This is a genomic window from Tenacibaculum sp. M341 (assembly GCF_004337695.1).
Lineage (GTDB): Bacteria > Bacteroidota > Bacteroidia > Flavobacteriales > Flavobacteriaceae > Polaribacter.
In genome coordinates this window covers 1-21,616 of record NZ_SJXJ01000028.1, presented here as the reverse complement: position 1 = coordinate 21,616, position 21,616 = coordinate 1, and the positions used below count along the sequence as shown (strand labels likewise).

Annotated in this window: 17 protein-coding genes and 3 tRNA genes; 9 read left to right on the top strand and 11 right to left on the bottom strand. The window is 29.5% G+C overall.

Going from position 1 to position 21,616, the window contains the following annotated elements; translation table 11 throughout:
- Positions 1-7: 7 nt before the first annotated feature.
- The gene (locus tag EYW44_RS20220) at positions 8-2,404 is read left to right on the top strand and encodes a hypothetical protein (RefSeq protein ID WP_132727094.1); all 2,397 of its coding nucleotides are present in this window, start codon (positions 8-10) and stop codon (positions 2,402-2,404) included.
- A 118-nt stretch (positions 2,405-2,522) separates the two neighbouring features.
- On the opposite strand, the gene EYW44_RS20215 is transcribed toward EYW44_RS20220, so the two are convergent.
- The 9 genes from EYW44_RS20215 to EYW44_RS20175 all read right to left on the bottom strand — a co-directional run bounded on the left by EYW44_RS20215 (position 2,523) and on the right by EYW44_RS20175 (position 13,287).
- Entirely contained in the window at positions 2,523-4,394 is a 1,872-nt protein-coding gene (locus EYW44_RS20215) for a hypothetical protein (RefSeq protein WP_132727092.1), read from the bottom strand.
- A 237-nt stretch (positions 4,395-4,631) separates the two neighbouring features.
- Complete coding sequence (locus EYW44_RS20210) at positions 4,632-5,708, bottom strand: mannose-1-phosphate guanylyltransferase (RefSeq protein ID WP_132727089.1); 1,077 nt, start codon at positions 5,706-5,708, stop codon at positions 4,632-4,634.
- A gap of 13 nt (positions 5,709-5,721) precedes the next feature.
- The gene (locus tag EYW44_RS20205) at positions 5,722-6,537 is read right to left on the bottom strand and encodes a SprT-like domain-containing protein (protein WP_132727087.1); all 816 of its coding nucleotides are present in this window, start codon (positions 6,535-6,537) and stop codon (positions 5,722-5,724) included.
- Positions 6,538-6,569: 32 nt separating this feature from the next.
- Positions 6,570-7,241 (bottom strand): ATP-binding cassette domain-containing protein, encoded by a 672-nt coding sequence (locus EYW44_RS20200; RefSeq protein ID WP_132727084.1) that lies wholly within the window; start codon positions 7,239-7,241, stop codon positions 6,570-6,572.
- A gap of 427 nt (positions 7,242-7,668) precedes the next feature.
- Positions 7,669-8,352, bottom strand: coding sequence for an SDR family NAD(P)-dependent oxidoreductase (locus EYW44_RS20195; protein ID WP_132727082.1), 684 nt, complete (start codon positions 8,350-8,352; stop codon positions 7,669-7,671).
- Entirely contained in the window at positions 8,345-9,454 is a 1,110-nt protein-coding gene (locus EYW44_RS20190; protein ID WP_132727079.1) for a M48 family metallopeptidase, read from the bottom strand. Before EYW44_RS20190 ends, EYW44_RS20195 begins: the two co-directional genes overlap by 8 nt.
- Positions 9,455-9,456: 2 nt before the next feature.
- Positions 9,457-10,428, bottom strand: a complete 972-nt coding sequence (locus EYW44_RS20185) for a YjgN family protein (protein ID WP_132727076.1) — start codon at positions 10,426-10,428, stop codon at positions 9,457-9,459.
- Between the two features lie 295 nt (positions 10,429-10,723).
- On the bottom strand, positions 10,724-12,229 hold the full coding sequence (locus EYW44_RS20180; protein ID WP_132727074.1) for a hypothetical protein: 1,506 nt from the start codon (positions 12,227-12,229) through the stop codon (positions 10,724-10,726).
- A gap of 14 nt (positions 12,230-12,243) precedes the next feature.
- Positions 12,244-13,287: a glutaminyl-peptide cyclotransferase gene (locus EYW44_RS20175; protein WP_132727071.1), complete on the bottom strand. Its 1,044-nt coding sequence runs from the start codon at positions 13,285-13,287 to the stop codon at positions 12,244-12,246.
- Between the two features lie 174 nt (positions 13,288-13,461).
- Between EYW44_RS20175 and EYW44_RS20170 the strand changes: the two genes are divergently transcribed.
- From EYW44_RS20170 to EYW44_RS20155, 4 genes are all read left to right on the top strand, one after another.
- Complete coding sequence (locus tag EYW44_RS20170) at positions 13,462-13,713, top strand: type B 50S ribosomal protein L31 (protein WP_132727068.1); 252 nt, start codon at positions 13,462-13,464, stop codon at positions 13,711-13,713.
- A 97-nt stretch (positions 13,714-13,810) separates the two neighbouring features.
- A complete protein-coding gene (locus tag EYW44_RS20165) occupies positions 13,811-15,319 on the top strand; it encodes an FMN-binding glutamate synthase family protein (protein ID WP_132727066.1) in 1,509 nt (502 codons plus the stop codon).
- A gap of 24 nt (positions 15,320-15,343) precedes the next feature.
- The gene (locus tag EYW44_RS20160; RefSeq protein WP_132727063.1) at positions 15,344-16,432 is read left to right on the top strand and encodes a methyltransferase; all 1,089 of its coding nucleotides are present in this window, start codon (positions 15,344-15,346) and stop codon (positions 16,430-16,432) included.
- 147 nt (positions 16,433-16,579) lie between these two features.
- Positions 16,580-16,867, top strand: coding sequence for a hypothetical protein (locus tag EYW44_RS20155; RefSeq protein ID WP_132727060.1), 288 nt, complete (start codon positions 16,580-16,582; stop codon positions 16,865-16,867).
- A 64-nt stretch (positions 16,868-16,931) separates the two neighbouring features.
- Here EYW44_RS20155 and EYW44_RS20150 read toward each other — a convergent pair whose 3' ends face one another.
- Together EYW44_RS20150 and EYW44_RS20145 are read right to left on the bottom strand one after the other, a co-directional pair.
- Entirely contained in the window at positions 16,932-17,699 is a 768-nt protein-coding gene (locus EYW44_RS20150) for a C40 family peptidase (RefSeq protein WP_132727057.1), read from the bottom strand.
- 20 nt (positions 17,700-17,719) lie between these two features.
- Positions 17,720-18,895 carry an acetyl-CoA C-acyltransferase gene (locus EYW44_RS20145; protein WP_132727054.1) on the bottom strand — a complete coding sequence of 392 codons (1,176 nt, stop codon included), beginning with the start codon at positions 18,893-18,895 and terminating at the stop codon, positions 17,720-17,722.
- Positions 18,896-18,996: 101 nt separating this feature from the next.
- Here EYW44_RS20145 and EYW44_RS20140 point away from each other — a divergent pair, with 101 nt between their 5' ends.
- From EYW44_RS20140 to EYW44_RS20125, 4 genes are all read left to right on the top strand, one after another.
- Complete coding sequence (locus EYW44_RS20140) at positions 18,997-21,057, top strand: HD family phosphohydrolase (protein WP_132727052.1); 2,061 nt, start codon at positions 18,997-18,999, stop codon at positions 21,055-21,057.
- 90 nt (positions 21,058-21,147) lie between these two features.
- Positions 21,148-21,229 (top strand) — tRNA-Ser (locus EYW44_RS20135).
- Between the two features lie 24 nt (positions 21,230-21,253).
- Positions 21,254-21,328: transfer RNA gene (locus EYW44_RS20130), tRNA-Pro, on the top strand.
- A 14-nt stretch (positions 21,329-21,342) separates the two neighbouring features.
- Positions 21,343-21,416: transfer RNA gene (locus EYW44_RS20125), tRNA-Arg, on the top strand.
- Positions 21,417-21,616 lie beyond the last annotated feature (200 nt).

Here is a 21,616-nt window from a genome sequence, read left to right as displayed (position 1 = left end):
GGATTGTATGTTGAGAGATAGAAAAATATATGTGGTAATAATTATTTTTTGGTGGTTTGGTGTTTTAAACGCTCAGAATTTAGATCTAGATAATATTGTTAAATCCACAAAGTTTAAAGTAAGTGGAAATATAAATGCGAATATGGTGTATTATAATTCGAATATTAGAAATGCACGAATACCATTTACATATTTTGCACAAGGAACGTTGAATATGAGTTGGCTGACTTTTAGTATGCCTATATCTTACAGTTATTCAAATCAAGGTGAAAACTTTAATTATCAATTACCTTTTAAGTTTAACCGGTTAAGCTTACATCCAAAATATAAATGGATTCAAGCTCATATTGGAGATGTAACTATGAATTTTTCACCTTACACATTGAGTGGGCATCAATTTACAGGTGGAGGTATAGAACTATTGCCTAATAAACCGATAAAGTTTAGTGCAATGTATGGTAGGCTACTAAAAGCCACACCCGACGATGGTAATGAACAAACATTACCTGCTTATCGAAGAGTGGGGTATGGTGCAAAAATTGCTTGGGAAAAACCGAGTTATCAATTCGGAATTATTGGTTTTTATGCAAAGGATGATTTAAATTCAATTCCGTTAATTTCTGAAGAACGAAATATAAAGCCAAAAGAAAATTTGGTGATCAGTTTAAATGCAGCCACAACTATTGCAAGAAAATACGGAATTAAGTTAGAGTATGCTTCTACAGCCATTACTCAAGATATTAGAGCAGATAACAGTGATGTTTCAACCTATAATATAGCTGGACTGTTATTTAATAAAAAAACATCTACCGAGTTTTACAATGCGTTAAAACTAGGATTTGATGCTAATATGGGAATATTAAAGTTTGGAATGGGATATGAAAGAATAGATCCTAATTACGAAACTTTAGGAGCATATTATTTTAACAATGATTTTGAAAACATAACGATGAATTTGGCTACAGCATTGTTTAATAATAGATTGAGTTTAGATTTTAATATAGGTTATCAAAGAGATAATTTAGAAAATCAAAAAACACAGTCTTTGGGAAGAACAGTCGGAAGTGTTAATGCTACGTATCAGTTAACAAATACAATTATGTTAAGCGGATCTTATTCGAATTTCACCTCTTTTACCAATCAAAGTTTAAATCAATTTGATGATATTAATGACAATGATTTAACAGATGAAGATCAAGAGGCTTTAAATTATAGACAACTTTCTCAGAATGCAAATGTAAGTTTGAATTGGGCATTACCAAAAAAGAAAAACACTACACAGAATGTAAATTTGAATTATGCTTTGGCATCTTCAGCAAATGAAGAAAATGGAATTATTAGAGTAGGGCAGGCAAATAATTTTCATAACGGTACAGCTACTTATACACTAGGATTTCTTAAACAAGCGTTTACCATAGCTTCTTCATTAAATTATAATTACAGCGATATTGGTAGAGATGATAGTAAGGCATGGGGAGCATCTACAAATTTTAGCAAACTCTTTTTCAAGAAAAAATTGAATACTTCTTTAGGCATAGCATTTAATAAAAATGAAAATAGAAATGTACAAACACAAGTTGTTAATTTAAGGGCAAGTGCAGGAACAATTATTAAAAAACAACATAATTTAAATTTAAATGCAGTTCAATTATTTAGAGATATAACCAATCAAGAAAGATTAAATGAACTTACTGTTACTATAAGTTATGGGTACAATTTTGGCTTAAAAAAGCCTCAAATTCGTTTCAAAAAAAGAGAAAAAACAAAAAAGGGAAAGATATTTCAGTTTTCACATAAAGAACACATATTTCAGGGAAGTCATACAAAAATAAGTGATGAAGTATTGGTGCTTATAGAGAAGCCTTCTTTTAAATGGGTGAAATATTTGAAACAGGTAAAAAATGATTTAGAGTTACTAGGATTAAACTTAAAAGAAAATGAAGAGAACAGTAATAAAAAGTATAAAAAAGCTGCAATTGATTATTTAAAGTTGTTATATAAATACAAGGACTTTTCAGATATTTATCATAAGATTTCAGCTGAAAGTTTAAAAGAATTGTATGCAGATGCCGTTTTGTTAGATGATAGAATTAAAGATAACTATACTAGATTATTAAATTTAATTACTGCTGAAAAGCAAAAAGGGAATTATGTGTTAGAAAGCGATGAAAAGGATTTAATAGTTAGAAGAAAAAAATACAATGCCCATGTTTGGATGCAAGAACAACTTACAGGGCTTACTTATCAAGATGTTGTAAATGATAAAGGGATTTTAAAAGGTTTTAAAAAGAAGTATATATCAAAGGTTTTTGATATGCTAGAAAATGGTAAATCTATTAAAGAAATAAAGGCATATTTATCTATGAAGTATGCAAAATATTATCATGATAATGCACCAAAGTAGTTTAAAAATAGAATAATTATATAATTCAACTCTCTACTAACAAAAAGAATAAAGCTACCATGAGTATTCCTATTCATTGTAGCTTTATCTATTATAGTTTATTTAAAAATTGTGTAGTTTATTTACTACAACTCTCACAGTACATTGCTCTTAAATTATCATCTTCTAAAAGTTGAAAGGTAACACCTTTATTTAATGCAGAATTGTAAAGTTTGCAAAAGCGCTTTTTATTCATATTAACTGCATTTAAAAGAATAGCTTTGTAGGCATCTGTATGAATTAGTTCTTCTTTTGTAATAGTTAAGTTTAAGTAATAAAATAGCAAATCTTCGTCAACAGTAACTTCTGAAACTTTGTCTTCAACTGCATCAATAGCATCATAAATGTTACTATTGTAAGTTAAAAACTGAGCTAAATTCAAATAATCAAAGTCAGATAAAGGAAGTTTTTTATACGAGTTCATTACAAATTCAACAGAGCTATTTCTTCCTTGTATATTGTTTTTACGAATATCTTCTTCTGCTTTAATAATGTGATAATTCACAATCATTTTGTCGATTAATTCTTGAGAAACACCCACTTTTTTTAGATTCAAAATCTGTGATTTGAATTTTTTTCGATCAATTTGACGTGCTTTATTTTTCCAAATAATAAACTTCAAAACAGTTAAATTATATAAGATGTGCTTGTTGTTAGGATCTAGTTTTTTTAATTCTAAAAGCTTTTTTTCAACACGTAGTGTTTGCCTAACATCCATAAAGTATTTGAAAATAGCGTTTTTAGCAAGCAAATTAATAAACTTTTTAGTTTTTGGTATCTTCATTTTCTGAAGTAAACTAAGAGAAAACTTTCTGCTAACTCTATCTAGAATAGAGTTTTGAATACTACATGCTTTTGTTAAACTTTCTTGTTTAATTGCTTTGTTAAAAAGCGTAATAAGTTCGTTTACATGAGTGTTTTTATATTCATCTTTTTTCTCTAATGAAAGTACAACAACTGCTTTTCTATGTTTTCTTAAAATAGGCTCTAAACTAATAGCATACTCATTAATTAATTTAGCTTTTACTTTGTTTTTACTAAGCTTAGTAAGCTTTTTATGTTTTGTTTTTTTGATGTCATTTAAGAATTCAACCCAATTTTCTGAAGTAGAAATGTCAGTTTTTATACTTGGTTGCTGAAATGATTGTAATGATCCGGCAATACTTTTAGCTCGCTTAAATTGTAGCATAGCATTGTGCTCAAAACTTCCTTCAACAGAGGCATATGCTTTAATATTAATCTTTTTAATATCATAGTCTGTTAATCGAAGAGAATCGTATAAAGGTCTGATGTCTTCTGGTTTGTATTCAGATTTATCTTTTTCAAAAGGAATCGAAAACGTTAGTTTTTTATGTCTAGTCACCGAGTTCAGTTTTCTAGGTGCTATTTTTCTGTTTTTGTAAGTAATTGTATCTAAGAAAACTCCCATGTCTAGTAAACCTCTTGGGTATTTTTCTAAGTTGTAAATAGTGAAATACTTACAAAAAGTTTTTTTATGTAAAAAAAGTAGATTGAATTCGATATTCTTATCAACTAAATTAGAAGGAATTTTTCTGATAAAAACTCGAAACTTATTTCGCTTTACCTCTTTAAGTTTACCAGGCTTATTCATTTCATAAATAGGAGGTAGTAGCACACCTCTAATCTGTGAATGCGTAAGTTCTTTGTCGCAAGAGTATCTGTCTCTTTCAACAATATCTACAGCAATTCCATCGTCTTCATTTTTAAATAAAGCCTTGTACCAATTTTTGTTGTTTACCTCAAAATAAAGATTGTCGTCTTCAATAGTAATTCCAAATCTAACCTGTTGTGGTTTTTGTTTGAAAACCTTATTAAAGGCATTGCATTTACTTTCTCTGTCCCCATCAGGAAAGTAAATTCCGTACGTGTGTTTTTGTGCACTTGCTAATATAGAAATAGCAAATACAACTAGTAATAGTTTATTTTTCATTCTTCCCCAAGTCATATACCGAAGTATAAGACTGTGTTTTTATTTAGTAACCCCAATGATTGAAAAAATCAATCTCAAAAATAAACGGCAAAAATGTGATAAAATTGTATCAGCGTTAAATTTATCGCAAAAAAGTGGTTTTTTGAGTTTGATTGTTGTTTTTTAAGGTGTTAAAAAAATTAAAGGGAAAATAATTATGGTGTTTTTTATTATTTGTGCTACAAAATAGTACAGGTGTTAAATATATTTTTTTCCGAAAAGCTCTTTAGCATCTTTCATAATTTGTTTGATGTCTTGATCATCTTTTCTAGGACAAATCATGATAACATCTTTTTTCTCAACAACAATAAAATCTTCGAGTCCTTGTATAACTACTCGTTTACCATTTTGAGTACGAATCATGTTTCCTTTGGCATCTCTAAAAATAACATTTGCACCAACTACAGCATTTTCGTTCTCATCTTTTTTTAGTTTTCCATATAAAGAACCCCAAGTACCAAGATCATTCCAGCCAAAATCAACTGGTAAAACGTGCACATTTTTAGCTCGCTCCATGATAGCAAAGTCAATAGAAATGTTTTCACATTTTTCGTAGTTGTTTCTTATAAAGTCATCTTCAAAATCAGTATTATAAACATTACTTCCGTCATCTAAAACATCTACCATTTCTGGAAGGTGTTGTTTAAATGCGGCAAGTATACTTTTTACAGACCATATAAAAATACCCGCATTCCAAAGATAATCACCACTATGAATAAATTTCTCAGCAGTTTCTAAATCAGGTTTTTCTGTAAAGTTTTTTACTTTTTTGATTTCATCAGTATCTTTTTCGTACTGAATATATCCATAACCAGTATTAGGATGATCAGGTTGTATACCTAAAGTCATTAGAATATCTTGTTTAGAACAAGCTTCAAATGAAGTTTTAATGTTTCTTAAAAACTCACCTTCATCTTTTATCCAATGATCAGAAGGAGCTACTAAGATTACAGCATCAGGATTTTGACTGTATATTTTTAAAGCAGCATATAAAATACAAGGCGCTGTATTTCGCATTACTGGCTCTAATAATAATTGTTTGTTGTTAAGTTGAGGTAATTGTTGAAGTACCAATTTTTCATAATTTGAATTGGTAGCAATTAGAATGTTGTTACTAGGAACAAGCTCATTAATTCTTTCGAAAGTACGTTGAATTAAAGATTGCCCAGTACCTAGCATATCATGAAATTGTTTGGGGAATTTTTGAGTACTTACTGGCCAGAATCGAGATCCGACACCTCCAGCCATAATTATTGCATAATAGTTTTTTTTCATGATTTTAAATTGGTTAGTGTTTTTTTACCAAAATAATTGGGGTATTTTGATTAAATAAATAGGTTTGATTATCAGTTAAATTTAAACATTCGTAACGTGTTCTTCTTTTATTTCCTCTCTTATATAAATTGTCTTTAAAGTTAAATATACCTCCTAATGGTACTTCTGAAACAAGGTTTTTACCTGTTTCTATTGTTTTTTCGTTTTTTAAATTTAAAGATGAAAGTTCTTTGTTATTCATCTTTACGGGGATTACTTCTGCATTCTGATTAAATAAATATACTCGTTTGTTAGTTAAATTAATACATTCATAACGAGTTCTTCTCTTATTTCCTCTTCTGTACAGTATGTTTTTAAAGCTAAAAATATGACCATTCGGAATCTCAAAGATAAAATTCTTTCCCTCTTCTGCAACACCATTTTTTAATGCTAATGCTAAATTAACATCAGTATCTGTACTAGCTTTCGGATTTTTTAAATAGTTAGCTAAATGTGGTAAAATTTTCGGATGATAAATCTCTGGATTTAAAAACGGAAGCATTAAATGTTGAAATGCAGTTTTCCATTCTTTACCATGAGGTTGTACTCGCCCAAATTTTTTATACGTTACATGATGTGCTATTTCATGTATTAAAGTTAATAAAAATTGATATTTATTTAAAGTATTGTTAACTGTAATTTGAGTTTCACCATTGGGCATCGCTCTAAAATCACCATGTTTAGTTTGCCTTTGGTTAACAATTTTTAAACGTATTTTATGCTCCTTGATAAGGTAAATAACCAGTTCTATAGATTTTTCAGGAATGTATTTTTGTAGTGTTTCGTGCAACGATTTACTTTTCGGTAAACATACTAAAAATATTAAATTACAGAAGTAGGTAAGTATCCATTTTTAATTAAATCTTCTTTTTGATTGATAATTATCTTTTGTCCGTTTTTTAAAAGAAAGTTTTGATCGGTTATTTTTAAAACATCATCGTAATAATGATCAGTAATAATAATTCCTTTTTTGTTTTTTAGGTTTAATAAGTATGATGATATAATGTCTTTATAAAGAGGTTCTATCATTGAAAAAGGTTCATCTAACAATAAAAAGGGGTGAGATAAATGACCAATTAGAAGTAATTCTAGATATCTTAATTCACCTAATGATAAATGTGCAACTTTTTTAGCATCGAAGCTTGCGACTCTTGGGCTGTAGAAAATTTTATCTTGATCGTTACTATTTTCAAAGAATAACGGAATTACATCTCTAACTTTTATATCTTTTGGTAAAAAAGAGTCTTGTGGTAAATATCCAATTTTTTGAGAGGGAATGATGTTTTTCTGTACGATAAGTTTTTTGTTAATTTTTATATTGATAGATGTTGCTTTTTGAGTGCCAAAAAGAACTTTTAAAAAAGTAGATTTTCCTGATCCATTTCTGCCAAAAACTCCGATAATTTCTCCTGTTTTACAAGAAAAATTAAGGTTGTTTAAAATTATTTTTCGTCCATATGTTTTGGTCAAATTTGAAACTTCTAGAATATCCATTTCACAATAATTAAGTAAATTAATAATAGAGGAATAGAAATAGTTAAGTTCATTAAAAAGACTTTTTTAATGAGCATTTGTTTAGTGTAGCCAAGATTGTAATAGGTGTAATATTCATTTTTTTTAATGAAATTATAACCTAATAAACCAATTAGAATTCCTACTGAAGAGAAAAGTATAAATACCCAAAACCAGCCCATCACAAAACCGATTGTGAATGAAAAAATGATATTGAAAAGGTTTACATCCAAAAAATATTTCCAGAGAGCTTTAAAAGACATTTTATTTTTTTGAGATAAAAATAAAAGTGTATTGTAGAAGAAGATGGTAAGGAAATGTTAATCTTTATAAAAGTATAGAACTTGAGGAGTAAAGAATTTATTTTCTTAACTACTCCTCAAGTTTTATGAATTTTTAATTTCTTAAATTATGGTGTAGAGCTTGAAACTTGTAATACTTTACCATTGTAAAATTTATTTCCTGTAAGCGCAAAATCAAAAATATATGCAGCCATTTCTTTTGCATTTAAAGGAGCTTGATATCCAGGGAAAGCTTCTTCTAGCATTTCAGTTTGTACTGCACCAATAGCTAAAACATTAAAGGCTATTTGAGCTTCTTTGTATTCTTCAGCCAATAATTCAGAAAGTGTAATAACAGCACCTTTTGCTGAACTATAAGCAGCTAAACCAGGAAATTTCATGCTACCTTGTATTCCGCCCATACTGCTAATTGTTACTACGTGGCTATTAGGTTGTAAATTAGGAATTAATTTTCTTGTTAAACTAGCTACTCCAAATACGTTTACTTGATATACTTTCAAAAAATCTTCTGAAGTTAATTCTGTAAAAGGTTTATTAATTAAAAAGCCAGCATTATGGATTAAAATATCTACATTTTTCCATGAGTTATTAATAAATTCAACAGCAGCATTCATGGTAGTTTCATTAGCTAAATCTATTGGTAATGCTGTGATGTTATTGTTATTTAAATTGGTTACAGGAGTTGTATTTCTTGATAAAGCCAATACATTATGTCCTGAATTAGCAAATATTTGGGCTAACTCTAAGCCAATTCCTCTACTAGTACCGGTTATGACTATGTTTTTACTCATTTAAGTTGTTGTTTAAATCTTGTTTGTAATGATTTTTGATAGTTTCCCATTTTTGTTTTAACAAAGTGTTTTCTGTGAAAGAGTTTTGTTTGTTGGCTATCTCTTTAGTGTACTCAATACGATCATGTAAATCTGGATGACTACTTAGATATGATGGGAAGTTCACCTCAGTTTCTTTTTCAAAAATCTGAAATAATTCTGGCATACCATGTAAATCTAGTTTGTTTTGTTTTAAAAACTCAAGTCCAAATACATCAGCTTCTTTTTCTAGTGTTCTACTGTAAGATAGTTGAGAAAACAAATGAGCATTTTCACCTAGAATTGTAGTGATTCCGTTTATATCTCCAAAGAGAATAGAGAAAAATAAAGCACTAGAAAGACTTTTTGAAACGTTTTTCAATACATGTCTTTTTTCAATATGTGAAATTTCGTGCCCAATAACTGCTGCTAATTGATGTTCGCTTTCTATCTTTTTTAAAAGATAAGAGTTGATTATAATTTTTCCGCCAGAAATAGCAAAAGCATTCATTTCATTGCTCTCAGCTACAATGATATTTATTGGAAATTCGCCATTAGTTTCTAATATATCAACAAACTCTTGTAATCTATTGGATTGTATAGAGTCAATTTCTAAATCAGCCGACAGTGTATTGTATACATGATTACCAAAACTAATAACATTACTTTTACTCATGTTACTAGCAAAGCTAACAGCCATATTTGGAATTACATAAACATACATTGCAGCACTAATACTAATAATCAGCGCAAGTAAAATTAAAATAGATCTTTTAACAGATTTGTGTAAGAATACATCAACCTTACTATTTAATTTAGGGTGATCACTGTTGTTAATGTAATCAATAAAGGCTTCATTTTTGCTTTCAATTTTTTGAAAAGGAAATGTTTTTCCATATGTAAAACTTACTAAGCCTTTGGTATAAACTTCTGAACGCTGAATTTCATCAATATTCCAAATAATATCTGATTGAATTATGGTTTGATTTACAAAAGAAATTCTCCAAGTATTACTATTTGGATGAATAATTACTTCATGAGATTTAGAAGATTTACCATCAAAATACGTTGCTTTTAAAGCCATTTTTATAGTAAGTCAAAATCTAAAAAGTCTAAGAAATCATCACCAGACGCATCATCGTAGTTATCATAACTAACCTGACGAATACTAGAAGTGTCTAATCCTTCTTCAATTTCGATAAACCTGAAGACAAAGTTTAAAGTTCTTACTTTTACCCAAGGAGCAGCAATACCAAACGTAAAAAGTATCAGTAAAAAGTTAACAATCATTAACTCAAAGATATCTCCTGCTTGTGCAGTAAATTTGAAATCTACTTTTTCTCCATTTTGAGTAATTTCAGTATTATCAACATAAAAGCTCATTAATTGCTTGTAATACCAAAAAGAATATATTCCTAGAGTTAGATAAAACAGCAAAACAAACTTTAAATTAATCCAAAATAATGTTTCTCCTTTTCCTTTAAAGTCAAAAGAAAGATTACCAAAACGTAAATGACTCAATAAGTACTTACGTATTTCTACTTCAAACCAAGGACCGTATATCCCTAAAGTTAAAATAGTAATCAAAAATCCTGCAAGAAACTTCCAAAACAGTTCCATTCGATCACCTAAATATTTAAAATGAATCCCTTTCCATGAACTTCGAGATGATTTATATCTAGCAGCACCATGAATAGCAAAAGGCATAATTAATATCAGGAAAAGATAAAAAACACCAAGAGAAATTCCTGTAGTCAATCCATCACCAGATTGTAAACCGTATATGAGAAAGAAGTATAAAAGTAAAAAGATTCCATATACTTTTATGAATCCTTTAAAAACCTCTTTACCAGTTCCATGAAAAGTGAATCTGTTTTGATCTAATTCAGTAGATTGATAATGATATTTCAATCGTTCAACTTTTGCCCAAGGATAATAAAATCCTAAAGTAATAATGGTTAATAGTAAATTTTTGAAAAAAATCACTGCAAATTCACTGCCTTTACCAAAATAGTTAAAACGCTTTTTTTCTGTATTTAAATTAGAAATAATTTTCATAGAACCTTGCTATAGTTGATGAGAACAAAAATGTGATTTTATTTTATCTTTTACAACTTTTCAAATTTTTTAAGTAAAAATTAATACTATCAATCTTAATATGCATAATAGTTTGTTATTTTTTGATTAAAAAAAGAACTATTCATCTCAGAGGATAAATAGTTCTTTAAAACAAACCAAATTAACTACGATTAATTATAATGAAAAAATCTATTATAAATTTAGTTTAATTGTAGGTTGTTTTTATGTTTTTTCGATAAGTTGTAGTACAATATAGATCAATTAAAAACTTCATTTAGTCGAACGTAATATGTTGATAAGCACCAATATCTGGATTTGTTCTAGCAACTCCTAAAATATCTGTTGTAATGGCAGTAGGTAATGCTTTGTTAATAGCATCACTTTGTACTCCAATAATAAAATCTTCTTTGAAAGGATCTCTAAAATCAGGATTACCATTTAGAGTAATATTGTTGTAGTGAGTTGTATTACTAAAATCTAGTTCGGTGTTTTCAGCAAAACGATCATTAATATCATTAAACTTAATTAAAGAGTTTGAAATATTGTAGTTGAAAGTACCACCTGCATCTAATTTATCCATAACAAGTTCAACGTTATTATTACCATGCATAATACAGTTTGTAAAATTAGCTACCTCTAAATTATAAACTTCAGCAACATCTTCACCTTTATCATTTTCAGTAAGTATAAAGTTGTTAACTAATACACTAGGTAATGTACGCAAACTGTTATTCCAGTAATTGGCAAATGTAGCATGATTGAAATTATAACGACCACCACCAGTTGCAGCCAAAGAAGTTTGTCCAGCACTTCCTATTACTACATTATTTCCATTAATACTTGTAGTTCTTCCTAAAATACCAAAATTCACATTATTGTAAATTTCAACATTATTTAAAGTAAGGGTAGGAGAGGTAGGAGAAAGTCCATCTACTAACATACCAATAATAGCATTTTTTATTTCAGCAAAATTTACTTCGTTATCAACACTTCCTTCTCTAATCCAAATAGTTCCCCACTGACCAGAAACGTTACTAAAAGAGTCTTCCAATCTGTCACCTTCAAAAATTACTTTCTCATCTAATGTACCATCAACTTTTAAAGTGGCACCGTTATCAATAATAAGACCAGAATTGTCGTGAAAATGAATTTGAGCACCAGCTTCTATAGTTAATGTTTTTCCTGCAGGAACAGCTGCATATCCATATATTACATAAGGTTTTTCATTGGTAAAAGTAAGTTCACTATCTTCTAAAAATCTACCTTGAATAGCAGTAGGTGTACCGTCTAATGTTAGTTGATCAATTTCCATGGTCATTGGATCTCTTTCAGGAAAAATAAAAGTAGCATCTTTCACAAGTGTAACTAAGTCAACATCTTGTTGTTTGCTTCCATTATCAAATAAAATTTGATCAGTGTATAAAGGGTCAGTAACAGCATTAAAATCTATAGTGGTTTCAACAAAAACATAGATACTATCGTTTGCTAAAATTTCGATGTCTTCAAAATTCTGACCAGCAATTCCATCTACATTTAAACGATAATTAGAAGTAACTCCGTTTTTTAATTGAATTTGAGGAATTGAAATAGCTTTATTACTTCGATTATAGACTTTTAAATTATAAGTAGCCGAACCAATATTACTAAAAATAGTATCTAAAAAAACGGTGTCTTTAGAAAATTCTAACTTGCCAAAACTTTCAATTGTAGTAAAATCTTTTCTACAAGAACTAAAAGCTACTATTAATGCTACGATAATAATGGTTTGTATAAACCTCATAATTTTATGAATTGTTATTGTTTTATTAATTCAATTTCAAACAATTTACTCCAATTTTTTCCTGTAACGAATAAACGATTGTTTTCTTTATCAAATGCAATACCATTTAAAACATCTTCGTTAGTGTCTAATTTTTGAGTTTTACTTACTTCAGTAACTAATCCTTTTAAGTTGATAATACCTTCAACAATTCCAGAATTAGGATCTATAATAGCTATTAACGGTTTTTGCCAGTAATTCGCATAAATTTTACCATTAAAATATTCAAGTTCATTTAATTTTTGAAGAGAAAGTTTATCAGTATATGCTTGAATACTTGTTATCTCTTGTTGGTTAGAAGGATCTAAAAACCAAATCTTATTTGATCCGTCAGATTTGATTAAGTTTTTATCATCATGAGTCAATCCCCAACCTTCATTACTTTTATCGTACTCAAACTCTTTTTTTAGTTCAAACGTTTCCAAGTCAAAAATAAACCCTTTTCTAGCTTGCCAAGTCAACCAAAAAATATCATTACCAACGATCGTCATACCTTCACCAAAATATTTATCGTCAAGTTTATATTCCTGTAAAACTTTCCCAGTTTCAGTTTCTATCTTTCTTAGTTTAGATCTACCTCTTTTTCCTGTAGTTTCATATAAGAATCCATTGTGGAATTCTAATCCTTGAGTAAAAGATTTAGTATCGTGCGGATAAGTATTTACTATTTTGTACGAATACAGAGAAGGTTTTACGTTAGAATAAACCTCAATAGAATTATTTATTTTTTTTACTTTTCCAGGAACAAAAGCAAGAGCAGTAAGTCTGTGTTTACCAATTCCTATTTCAGATGTATTTAGCGTTATTTTGTTGTTTTGTAAATCAACACGCTTGTTATTGACATAAAAATGAATACTATCGGGAGTATTACCACTTATTTGTTGAAGTTCTACATCAACTTTTTTACCAATTGTAGTTTTAGCATCTGTTTTTATCTTAAACTGATAACTTGTTTCACTACAGGAAAATAAGCTTGAAGTAAGGGTTAAAAGGAGGATGTTATAAAGATTTAATTTCATATTCTTTCGGTTGAATGTAATTTCAATACAAATAAAACAATTTATTTGTTTGGAATTTAAAAAAAAGGGTTAAATTTGCACCCTCAAATAGCCATTGCCGGTTTTTGAATTTTTGGAGGCGTTTAAAACCTTACCAATTTTAAACAATTTCATACAAAGTTAAAAGTTTTAAACATGAAAAAAGGTATACACCCAGAAAATTATAGAATGGTAGCATTCAAAGACATGTCTAACGGAGATGTGTTTTTAACTAAATCTACAGCTAACTCAAAAGAAACAATTGAAGTTGAAGGCGTAGAATACCCATTATTAAAGTTAGAAATTTCAAGAACTTCTCACCCGTTTTACACTGGTAAGTCTAAGTTAGTAGATACTGCTGGACGTATTGATAAGTTCAAAAACAAATATGCAAAATTCAAGAAGTAATCTCGAATTTTTAGAAAAAATAGAAGCTCCGAAATATTTCGGAGCTTTTTTTATGGATTAAAATCTTTATTTTTAACCTTTATAATTATTATTCAATATGAGAGACACTATTTTGGCGTTATGTATTACAGCTACAGTTTTATGTGGCGTTTTAGTATACTTTATCCCAGAAACTGGAAATTTTATTTTATTAGGTATTTCATCAATAGTAAGTATTTTGGCAGTATACGATGCTTTTATACAGAAGAATCATTCATTGCTACGTGCATTTCCAGTGGTAGCTCGTTTACGTTGGCTTTTTGAAGAGGAGAGAGAAAAAATACAGCAGTATTTTATTGAAGATGATTTAAATGGTACTCCTATTAATAGAGAAAAAAGAAGTATTGTATATCAAAGAGCAAAAAAAGAAACTGAAACAGTTCCTTTTGGTACACAACATAATGTTTATGAAAAAGGTTATGAGTTTGTAAAGCATTCTTTATTTCCTACAGATCATCATCATATTGAAGGGGAAGATGTTGTTATTGGATCAGATAAGTGTCAAAAAAAATATAAAGGATCTATTATTAATATTTCTGCTATGTCATTTGGTTCTTTAAGTAAAAATGCAATAAAAGCTTTGAATCAGGGAGCTAAGATGGGCGATTTTGCTCATAACACAGGTGAAGGAGGAATTTCACCATATCATTTACAAGGTGGAGATTTAATATTCCAGGTAGGTACAGGTTATTTTGGAGCAGGAAAAACTGTAGATGGGAAACGTTATTTTGATGATGATATTTTTAAGGAGAATGCGGTTAGACCTGAAGTGAAAATGATTGAGATAAAATTATCGCAAGGAGCAAAACCAGGGCATGGAGGAATTTTACCTGCTAAGAAAAATACAGAAGAAATATCAAAAATTAGATCTGTAGAACCATTTACAAGAGTTGATTCACCTCCTGGACATTCAGCTTTTTCTAATTTTAAAGAAATGATTGTTTTTCTTCAAAAAGTTAGAGAACTTAGTGAAGGAAAACCAGTTGGAATTAAGTTTTGTGTAGGAAATAACGAAGAAATTGAGCAAATGATTAAAACTTTTGCTGAAATAAATAATTACCCAGATTTTATTTCTGTTGATGGGGGAGAAGGTGGAACTGGTTCTGCACCGTTAGAGTTTTCAAATTATGTGGGTACACCTTTGTTTGATGGTCTTTCTTTTGTAAACAAAATGTTGATTAAATACAATCTAAAAGATCAGATAAAAATTATAGCTAGTGGTAAGGCTATTGATGCATTTGATATTGTAAAACTGAAAGCATTAGGTGCAGACGCTGTAGGTATGGCTAGAAGTTTTATGTTGAGTTTAGGGTGTATTCAAGCGCGTGAATGTAATTTAGATACTTGTCCTGTAGGTGTAGCCACACAAAATGAAGATTTAGTGGAGGCTTTGGTAGTTGAGGATAAGAATGTTCGTGTTAAAAATTATCATAATAAAACGATCTTGGCTTTAAAAGAGGTAGTTGCGGCTATGGGGAAAAATTCAATAGATGAAATTGAAGCGAAAGATGTTTTTAGAAGAAATAAGGCTGGAGATATTAGTTCTTTAGAAGAAATATATTATTAATTAATAATTTCGATTATAGTTAGAGTGGATTATAAAGTAGAAGAAGTTTTAGGAAATTATAAATTACTAAGATATCCTAAAACAACCAATAAATCATTGAGAGCATGGAGTAATGCAGAGTTATTGGTTGCTGATTATGTTAAGGAAAAGAATAGTGAAACTGTACATGTTTTTAACGACAGATTTGGAGTATGGAACTGCTTACTAAATGAAAAAAGAATAACTACTATTTGGACATATGCAAGTCAAAAAAAAGCAATAACATATAATTTAGAGTTGAATAAGTTAGATGTTGAAATAGAGTATAAATCTCCTTTAGACACTCTTAAAGAAGTTGATTTAGCTCTAATAAAAATACCAAAGTCACTAGAGTTATTCGAACTGTTTTTACAGCAAATTCATAAAAGTGCAACTTCTAAAATTGAAGTTGTTTGTGGTTTTATGACTAAATATTTTAGTGCTTCTTATCTTGAAATTGCTGCAAATTATTTTGAAGAAGTTAGTCAGACTAAGGCTTGGAAAAAATCTAGATTATTAATTCTGAAGTCACCTAAAAAAAATGAATACAAAAGCTTGATAAATGAAATTGAATGGAAAGATACTTTTTTAACACAATATTATGGTGTTTTCTCTTCTGGAAAAATAGATATAGGAACACGGTTTTTATTGGATAATTTCAAGATGAAATCCAATGAAATAAAAGTTTTAGATGTAGCTTCAGGTAATGGAATTATAGCTTACGATGTGTTAGAACAAAATAAAAATGCAGAAGTAACATTGATTGACGATTTTAATTTGGCAATTGCTTCTTCTAAGTTGAATGTTCTTTCCAAAAAGACAAAATTTGTTTGTGATGATACCTTAGATTCTTTAAGTGAAGCCTATTTTGATTTGGTAGTTTCAAATCCGCCATTTCATTTTGAACATGAAAATAATATTGAAATCACTTTTAATTTGTTTGAAGGTGTAGAAAAATGTTTGAAAGTTGATGGACGATTTGTACTAGTAGCAAACAAGCATTTAAATTATAAAACGTATTTATTAAAACTATTTAAAGTTGTAGGTATTATCGCTGTCAATAATAAATTTGTGATTTATGAATGTTTAAAATAGTTCTGTTTTTGTTGTGTTTTTGATAAGTTAAACTTAGTTTTATTGGTTTTTTGTGTGTTTTTTGTGTTTTTTATTGTGTGTTTGAAATTAATCAGTATATTTAGCTTTGTAAATGTAAACTAACGGTTAATTTTAAATCCCCAATTCATGAAATTAAACTCAAACGCACAAAATGTAGAGAAAGAACAAATTAAATTTTTTAAGTTTCCTAAGAAAGAAGTTCTTAATATGAAGAAAGATCAAATCAATAGGTCTATAGATTTAAGAAGGGCACTATATTTAGGTAATTTAGAACGCCAAAAGGTGAAAATTGTATTTGCAGATGAAAACGGTTATAAGAGAGTAGAAACAACAATATGGGGTGTTACAGATAAATCTGTAATACTCAAACAGTCAACATTAATTCCATTACAAAGAATAGTTAGCGTCGCTTAAAAAAGAAAATAAAATTATTTGAATTAAAACAAAAACCTTTAGAGTAATCTAAAGGTTTTGTTTTTTATACTAATTTTTTAATCATTCTAAGTTTATGAGAATGTTTGAGCGTATCTGTATTGTAAATGCCACTGTGATCTAGTTTGTCTATTCTTACTTTACCATGTGCATGAATAATGTTATAATCGTTCATAACAATACCTACATGGGTTATATTACCTTCTTCATTATCAAAAAAAGCTAAATCACCAGGTTCACTTTCTTCTATAAAACTTAAAACTTCACCTTGTGTTGCTTGCTCTTTAGCATCTCTAAGTAAATTATATCCGCATAATTTGTATACGGTTTGTGTAAACCCTGAGCAGTCAATTCCAAAAGGAGTTTTTCCTCCCCATAAATAAGGAACGTTTAAGAACAAAAAGGCAATTTCAATGATTGATTGCTTTGATAATTTTTTATTGTTAATTCTACCTTCATAGATATATGAATTTGCATTAATAGAAAACTGATTATCCTTGTAAAAAGGAAGTCTAGCACCTAAAGGTATAGTAGTTAAGTTATTTTCTTTATCATGAATAAAGTCTATTAACTCACCCGCAAATACTTTGGGTTGGTCTTCTATCTGCATATACAATGACTCAGGAATTTCTTCATATTGCTTATTATCAATATATCCTTCATAGCCATCAAAAGCTAATTTTATCTTGCTCCATTTTTTATCTTTTTCTAAAATAGTGAAATGTTCACCAAAAATAATTTGATTCACCATTTCAGAAGTATCAGTGGGTAATAACCTTAACGGAACAATACTTAAATTACAAATTCCAAACAATCAGTAAAAATTTTAAAAAATTAAATTCTTTCTATTACCATTGCGCTAGCACCACCACCACCGTTACAAATACCAGCAGCACCAATTTTAGCGTCATTTTGTTTTAAAATAGAAGTTAAAGCAATTATAATTCTTGCTCCAGAAACTCCTAATGGGTGCCCTAATGAAACAGCACCACCATTTACATTTACTTTATCAGCAGAAATACCTAAGATTTTAGTATTCGCTAAACCTACTACAGAAAATGCTTCGTTTAATTCAAAATAATCAACATCATCTATAGCAACACCAGCTTTAGCTAATGCTTTAGGTAAAGCTTTTGCAGGTGCAGTAGTAAACCATTTAGGTTCGTGAGCAGCATCTGCATACCCTTTAATTTTAGCCAAAGGAGTAATACCTAATTCTTGTGCTTTATCAGCAGACATTAATACTAACGCAGCACCACCATCATTAATTGTAGAGGCATTAGCAGCAGTAACAGTTCCTTCTTTTGTAAAAGCTGGACGTAAAGCTGGAATTTTCTCCATTTTTACATTTTTGTACTCTTCATCTTCATTAAAGATAACTGGTTCTCCTCTTCTTTGTGGAACTTCTACAGGTACAATTTCATCAGCAAATTTACCTTCGCTCCAAGCTTTAGAAGATCTGTTGTATGATTCTATAGCAAAAGCATCTTGATCTTCTCTAGAAAAGTTATACTCAACAGCACACTCATCAGCACAAACACCCATAGCTACTTTTTCATAAGCATCTACTAAACCGTCTCTTTGCATACCATCTTCCATTTTTACAGGACCAAATTTGGTAGCAGAACGTGCGTGTTGGTAATGAGGAATCATACTCATGTTTTCCATACCACCAGCTACAACGATTTCGGCATCACCTAATGCAATAGTTTGCGCAGCTAACATGATAGATTTCATACCAGAAGAACATACTTTATTCACAGTTGTACAAGGAACAGTATCAGGTATACCAGCCAAAATAGCTGCCTGACGAGCAGGAGCTTGACCTAAACCAGCTGAAACAACGTTACCCATGAAAACTTCTTCTACTTGATTTGGTTCTATATTTAGTTTATCTAAAGCGCCTTTGATAGCAATTGCCCCTAATTTAGGAGCAGGTATATTTGATAATGTACCTAAGAAACTTCCTATTGGAGTTCTAGCTACAGATACAATAACTACTTCTTTCATTATAAAATAATTTGATTTTTATATACTGCGAAAATAACCATTTTATAATAAGTTCTCAAATAATAACAAAAGGTTATATTTACACTTAGAAGTTTACAAGGATGAATAAAATTATCACTAGTTTATATAAAAATAACACAGCTATTTACAGAGTGTTATTGTTTTTAGTTACTACTTTTTTAATAGTGTATTTACTACCTAAAGGAGGACAGTTTAGATATGACTTTTTACAGGGTAAGCCATGGCAGTATGATAATTTATATGCTCCTTTTGATTTTGCAATTCAGAAGACAGAAGAAGAAGTTTCAACAGAAATAAAAGAATTAAAGTCTTCTATACAACAATATTTCTCTTACGATTTAAATATTCCAAATAGTAAACAAGAAGCTTTTTTGAAAGCAATGAATGCTTTAGCTGCCGTTGATAGTTTAGATACTAAAAAAGTGAATAAACTAAGAATTGCAGGACGAAAGATTATAGAAGAGGTTTACAATGTGGGATTTGTAGATGAATTTTCAGCAAATAAATCTAATGATAATGTAATGATATCATTGAGGAAGAATAATGCTATAGAAGATGTGTTATTTTCAAATTTAACACAATCAAAAGATGTACTTTCTTTAATCGTAAAAGGTTTGGAAAAGTTTGAAAGATCATATTCAAAAGATTTTGTAATTAAAGAATTATCGGAATTACTAGAACCTAATGTGGTTTTTGATCAAGAGTTTACCGAAAAAGAACTAGATGAAGTAATTGCTGGAATATCTTATACAAAAGGAAAAATTTCTAAAGATGAATTAATCATTCAAAAAGGAGATATTGTTGAAGGAAAAAAGTTTAGTGTTTTAAGCTCGTTAAAAGAAACATCAAAATCTCAAATATGGACAAAATCTAACTATAATTGGTTGGTTTTCGGATACACGATTTTAGTGTCAATAGCTTTATTAATGTTGTTGTTGTTTTTACACGGATACAGAAGAGAAATTTACAATAATAACAGTCAAATTACATTTATCTTTTTAAATGTTTTATTAATAATTTTTGCGCAAACAATTATTGTATCCTACAATCCACATTTATTGTATGTAGTGCCACTTACTATTTTACCAATTGTATTAAAAGCGTTTTTTGATGCTAAATTAGGATTCTTTGCGCATGTACTAACAGTTCTTTTATTAGGGTTTATTGTGCCTAATAGCTTTGAATTCATATATCTACACATAATAGCTGGTATTGTAACTATTTTATCAGCAACTGAATTGTATAAGAGAGCAAGTTTATTTATCTCAATAATGCAGGTAACGTTGGTGTATATGATTGCTTATTTTGCTTTTTCAATTATTACAGAAGGAAACATAACTAATATTAAATGGGCGAATTTTGGATGGTTTGCAATGAATGGATTGTTATCCTTTTTAGCTGTATTCTTCATTTACTTCTATGAAAAACTATTTGGTTTAGTTTCAGATGTAACTTTGTTAGAGCTGTCAAATACAAATTCAAAGCTTTTAAGAGAATTAAATGAAAAAGCACCAGGTACATTCCAACATTCAATTCAGGTAGCTAATTTAGCTGAAGCAGCAGCAAATGAAATAGGAGCAAACTCTATGTTGGTAAGAACAGGAGCTTTATATCACGATATAGGAAAAATGGCGAATCCTAAATATTTTATAGAGAATCAAATTACAGGTGTAAATCCTCATAACGATTTATCTCCTAGAGACAGTGCCCAAATTATTTTAAGTCATGTAATACGAGGAATAGAAATAGCCAAAAAGAATAATATACCTGATAGAATTATAGATTTTATAAGAACACATCATGGAACAAGTTTAGTGTATTACTTTTATAAAAAAGAGCAAGAAAACAATCCTGATGAAATTATAGATGAAAAAAAGTTCAGATACCAAGGTCCAATTCCGTTTTCTAAGGAAACAGCTATTTTAATGATATGCGATTCTGCAGAGGCTGCTTCAAAAAGTTTAAAAAAACCAACAGCACAATCTATAGACGAATTAATAGATAAGGTTGTGGAAGGTCAAAAAAACAATAATCAGTTTATAAATTCGAATATTACGTTTAGAGAGATAGAAAAAATTAAAAAAATTATTAAAGCTAAGTTGATGAATATATACCACTTACGAATTGAGTATCCAGAATAGTGATTTTTTTTCTTAAAAAAAGTTTGTGAGATACTTTAATTCGTTATATATTTGCACTCGCAATTTTAAAGCTCACAATTGAGAGTTTTGGGAGAGGTGGCAGAGTGGTAATGCAGCAGCCTGCTAAGCTGTCATCCTTCGGGATGCCCGGGTTCGAATCCCGGTCTCTCCGCAACAAAATTGCAGATGACCCAATCGGGGTGTAGCGTAGCCCGGTCATCGCGCCTGCTTTGGGAGCAGGAGGTCGCAGGTTCGAATCCTGCCACCCCGACATAAAAAATTAATGGTCGCGTAGCTCAGCTGGATAGAGCATCTGCCTTCTAAGCAGACGGTCACAGGTTCGAATCCTGTCGCGATCACAATAAGCCTTACTAATTTTAGTAAGGCTTTTTTGTTTCTTTGTAATTGAGTTAAGTGTTTGTTTAAAAGTGGTTTGAATTTGGATCATTCCTAAAAGTTGTGGTTAAGCAAAAATTTGTGTTAATCTGTATAGAAAGAATTCTACATTTCTCACTCCTCTAAATTGAGCTCTAAACGCTTTTATTTTAGCATTAAAAGA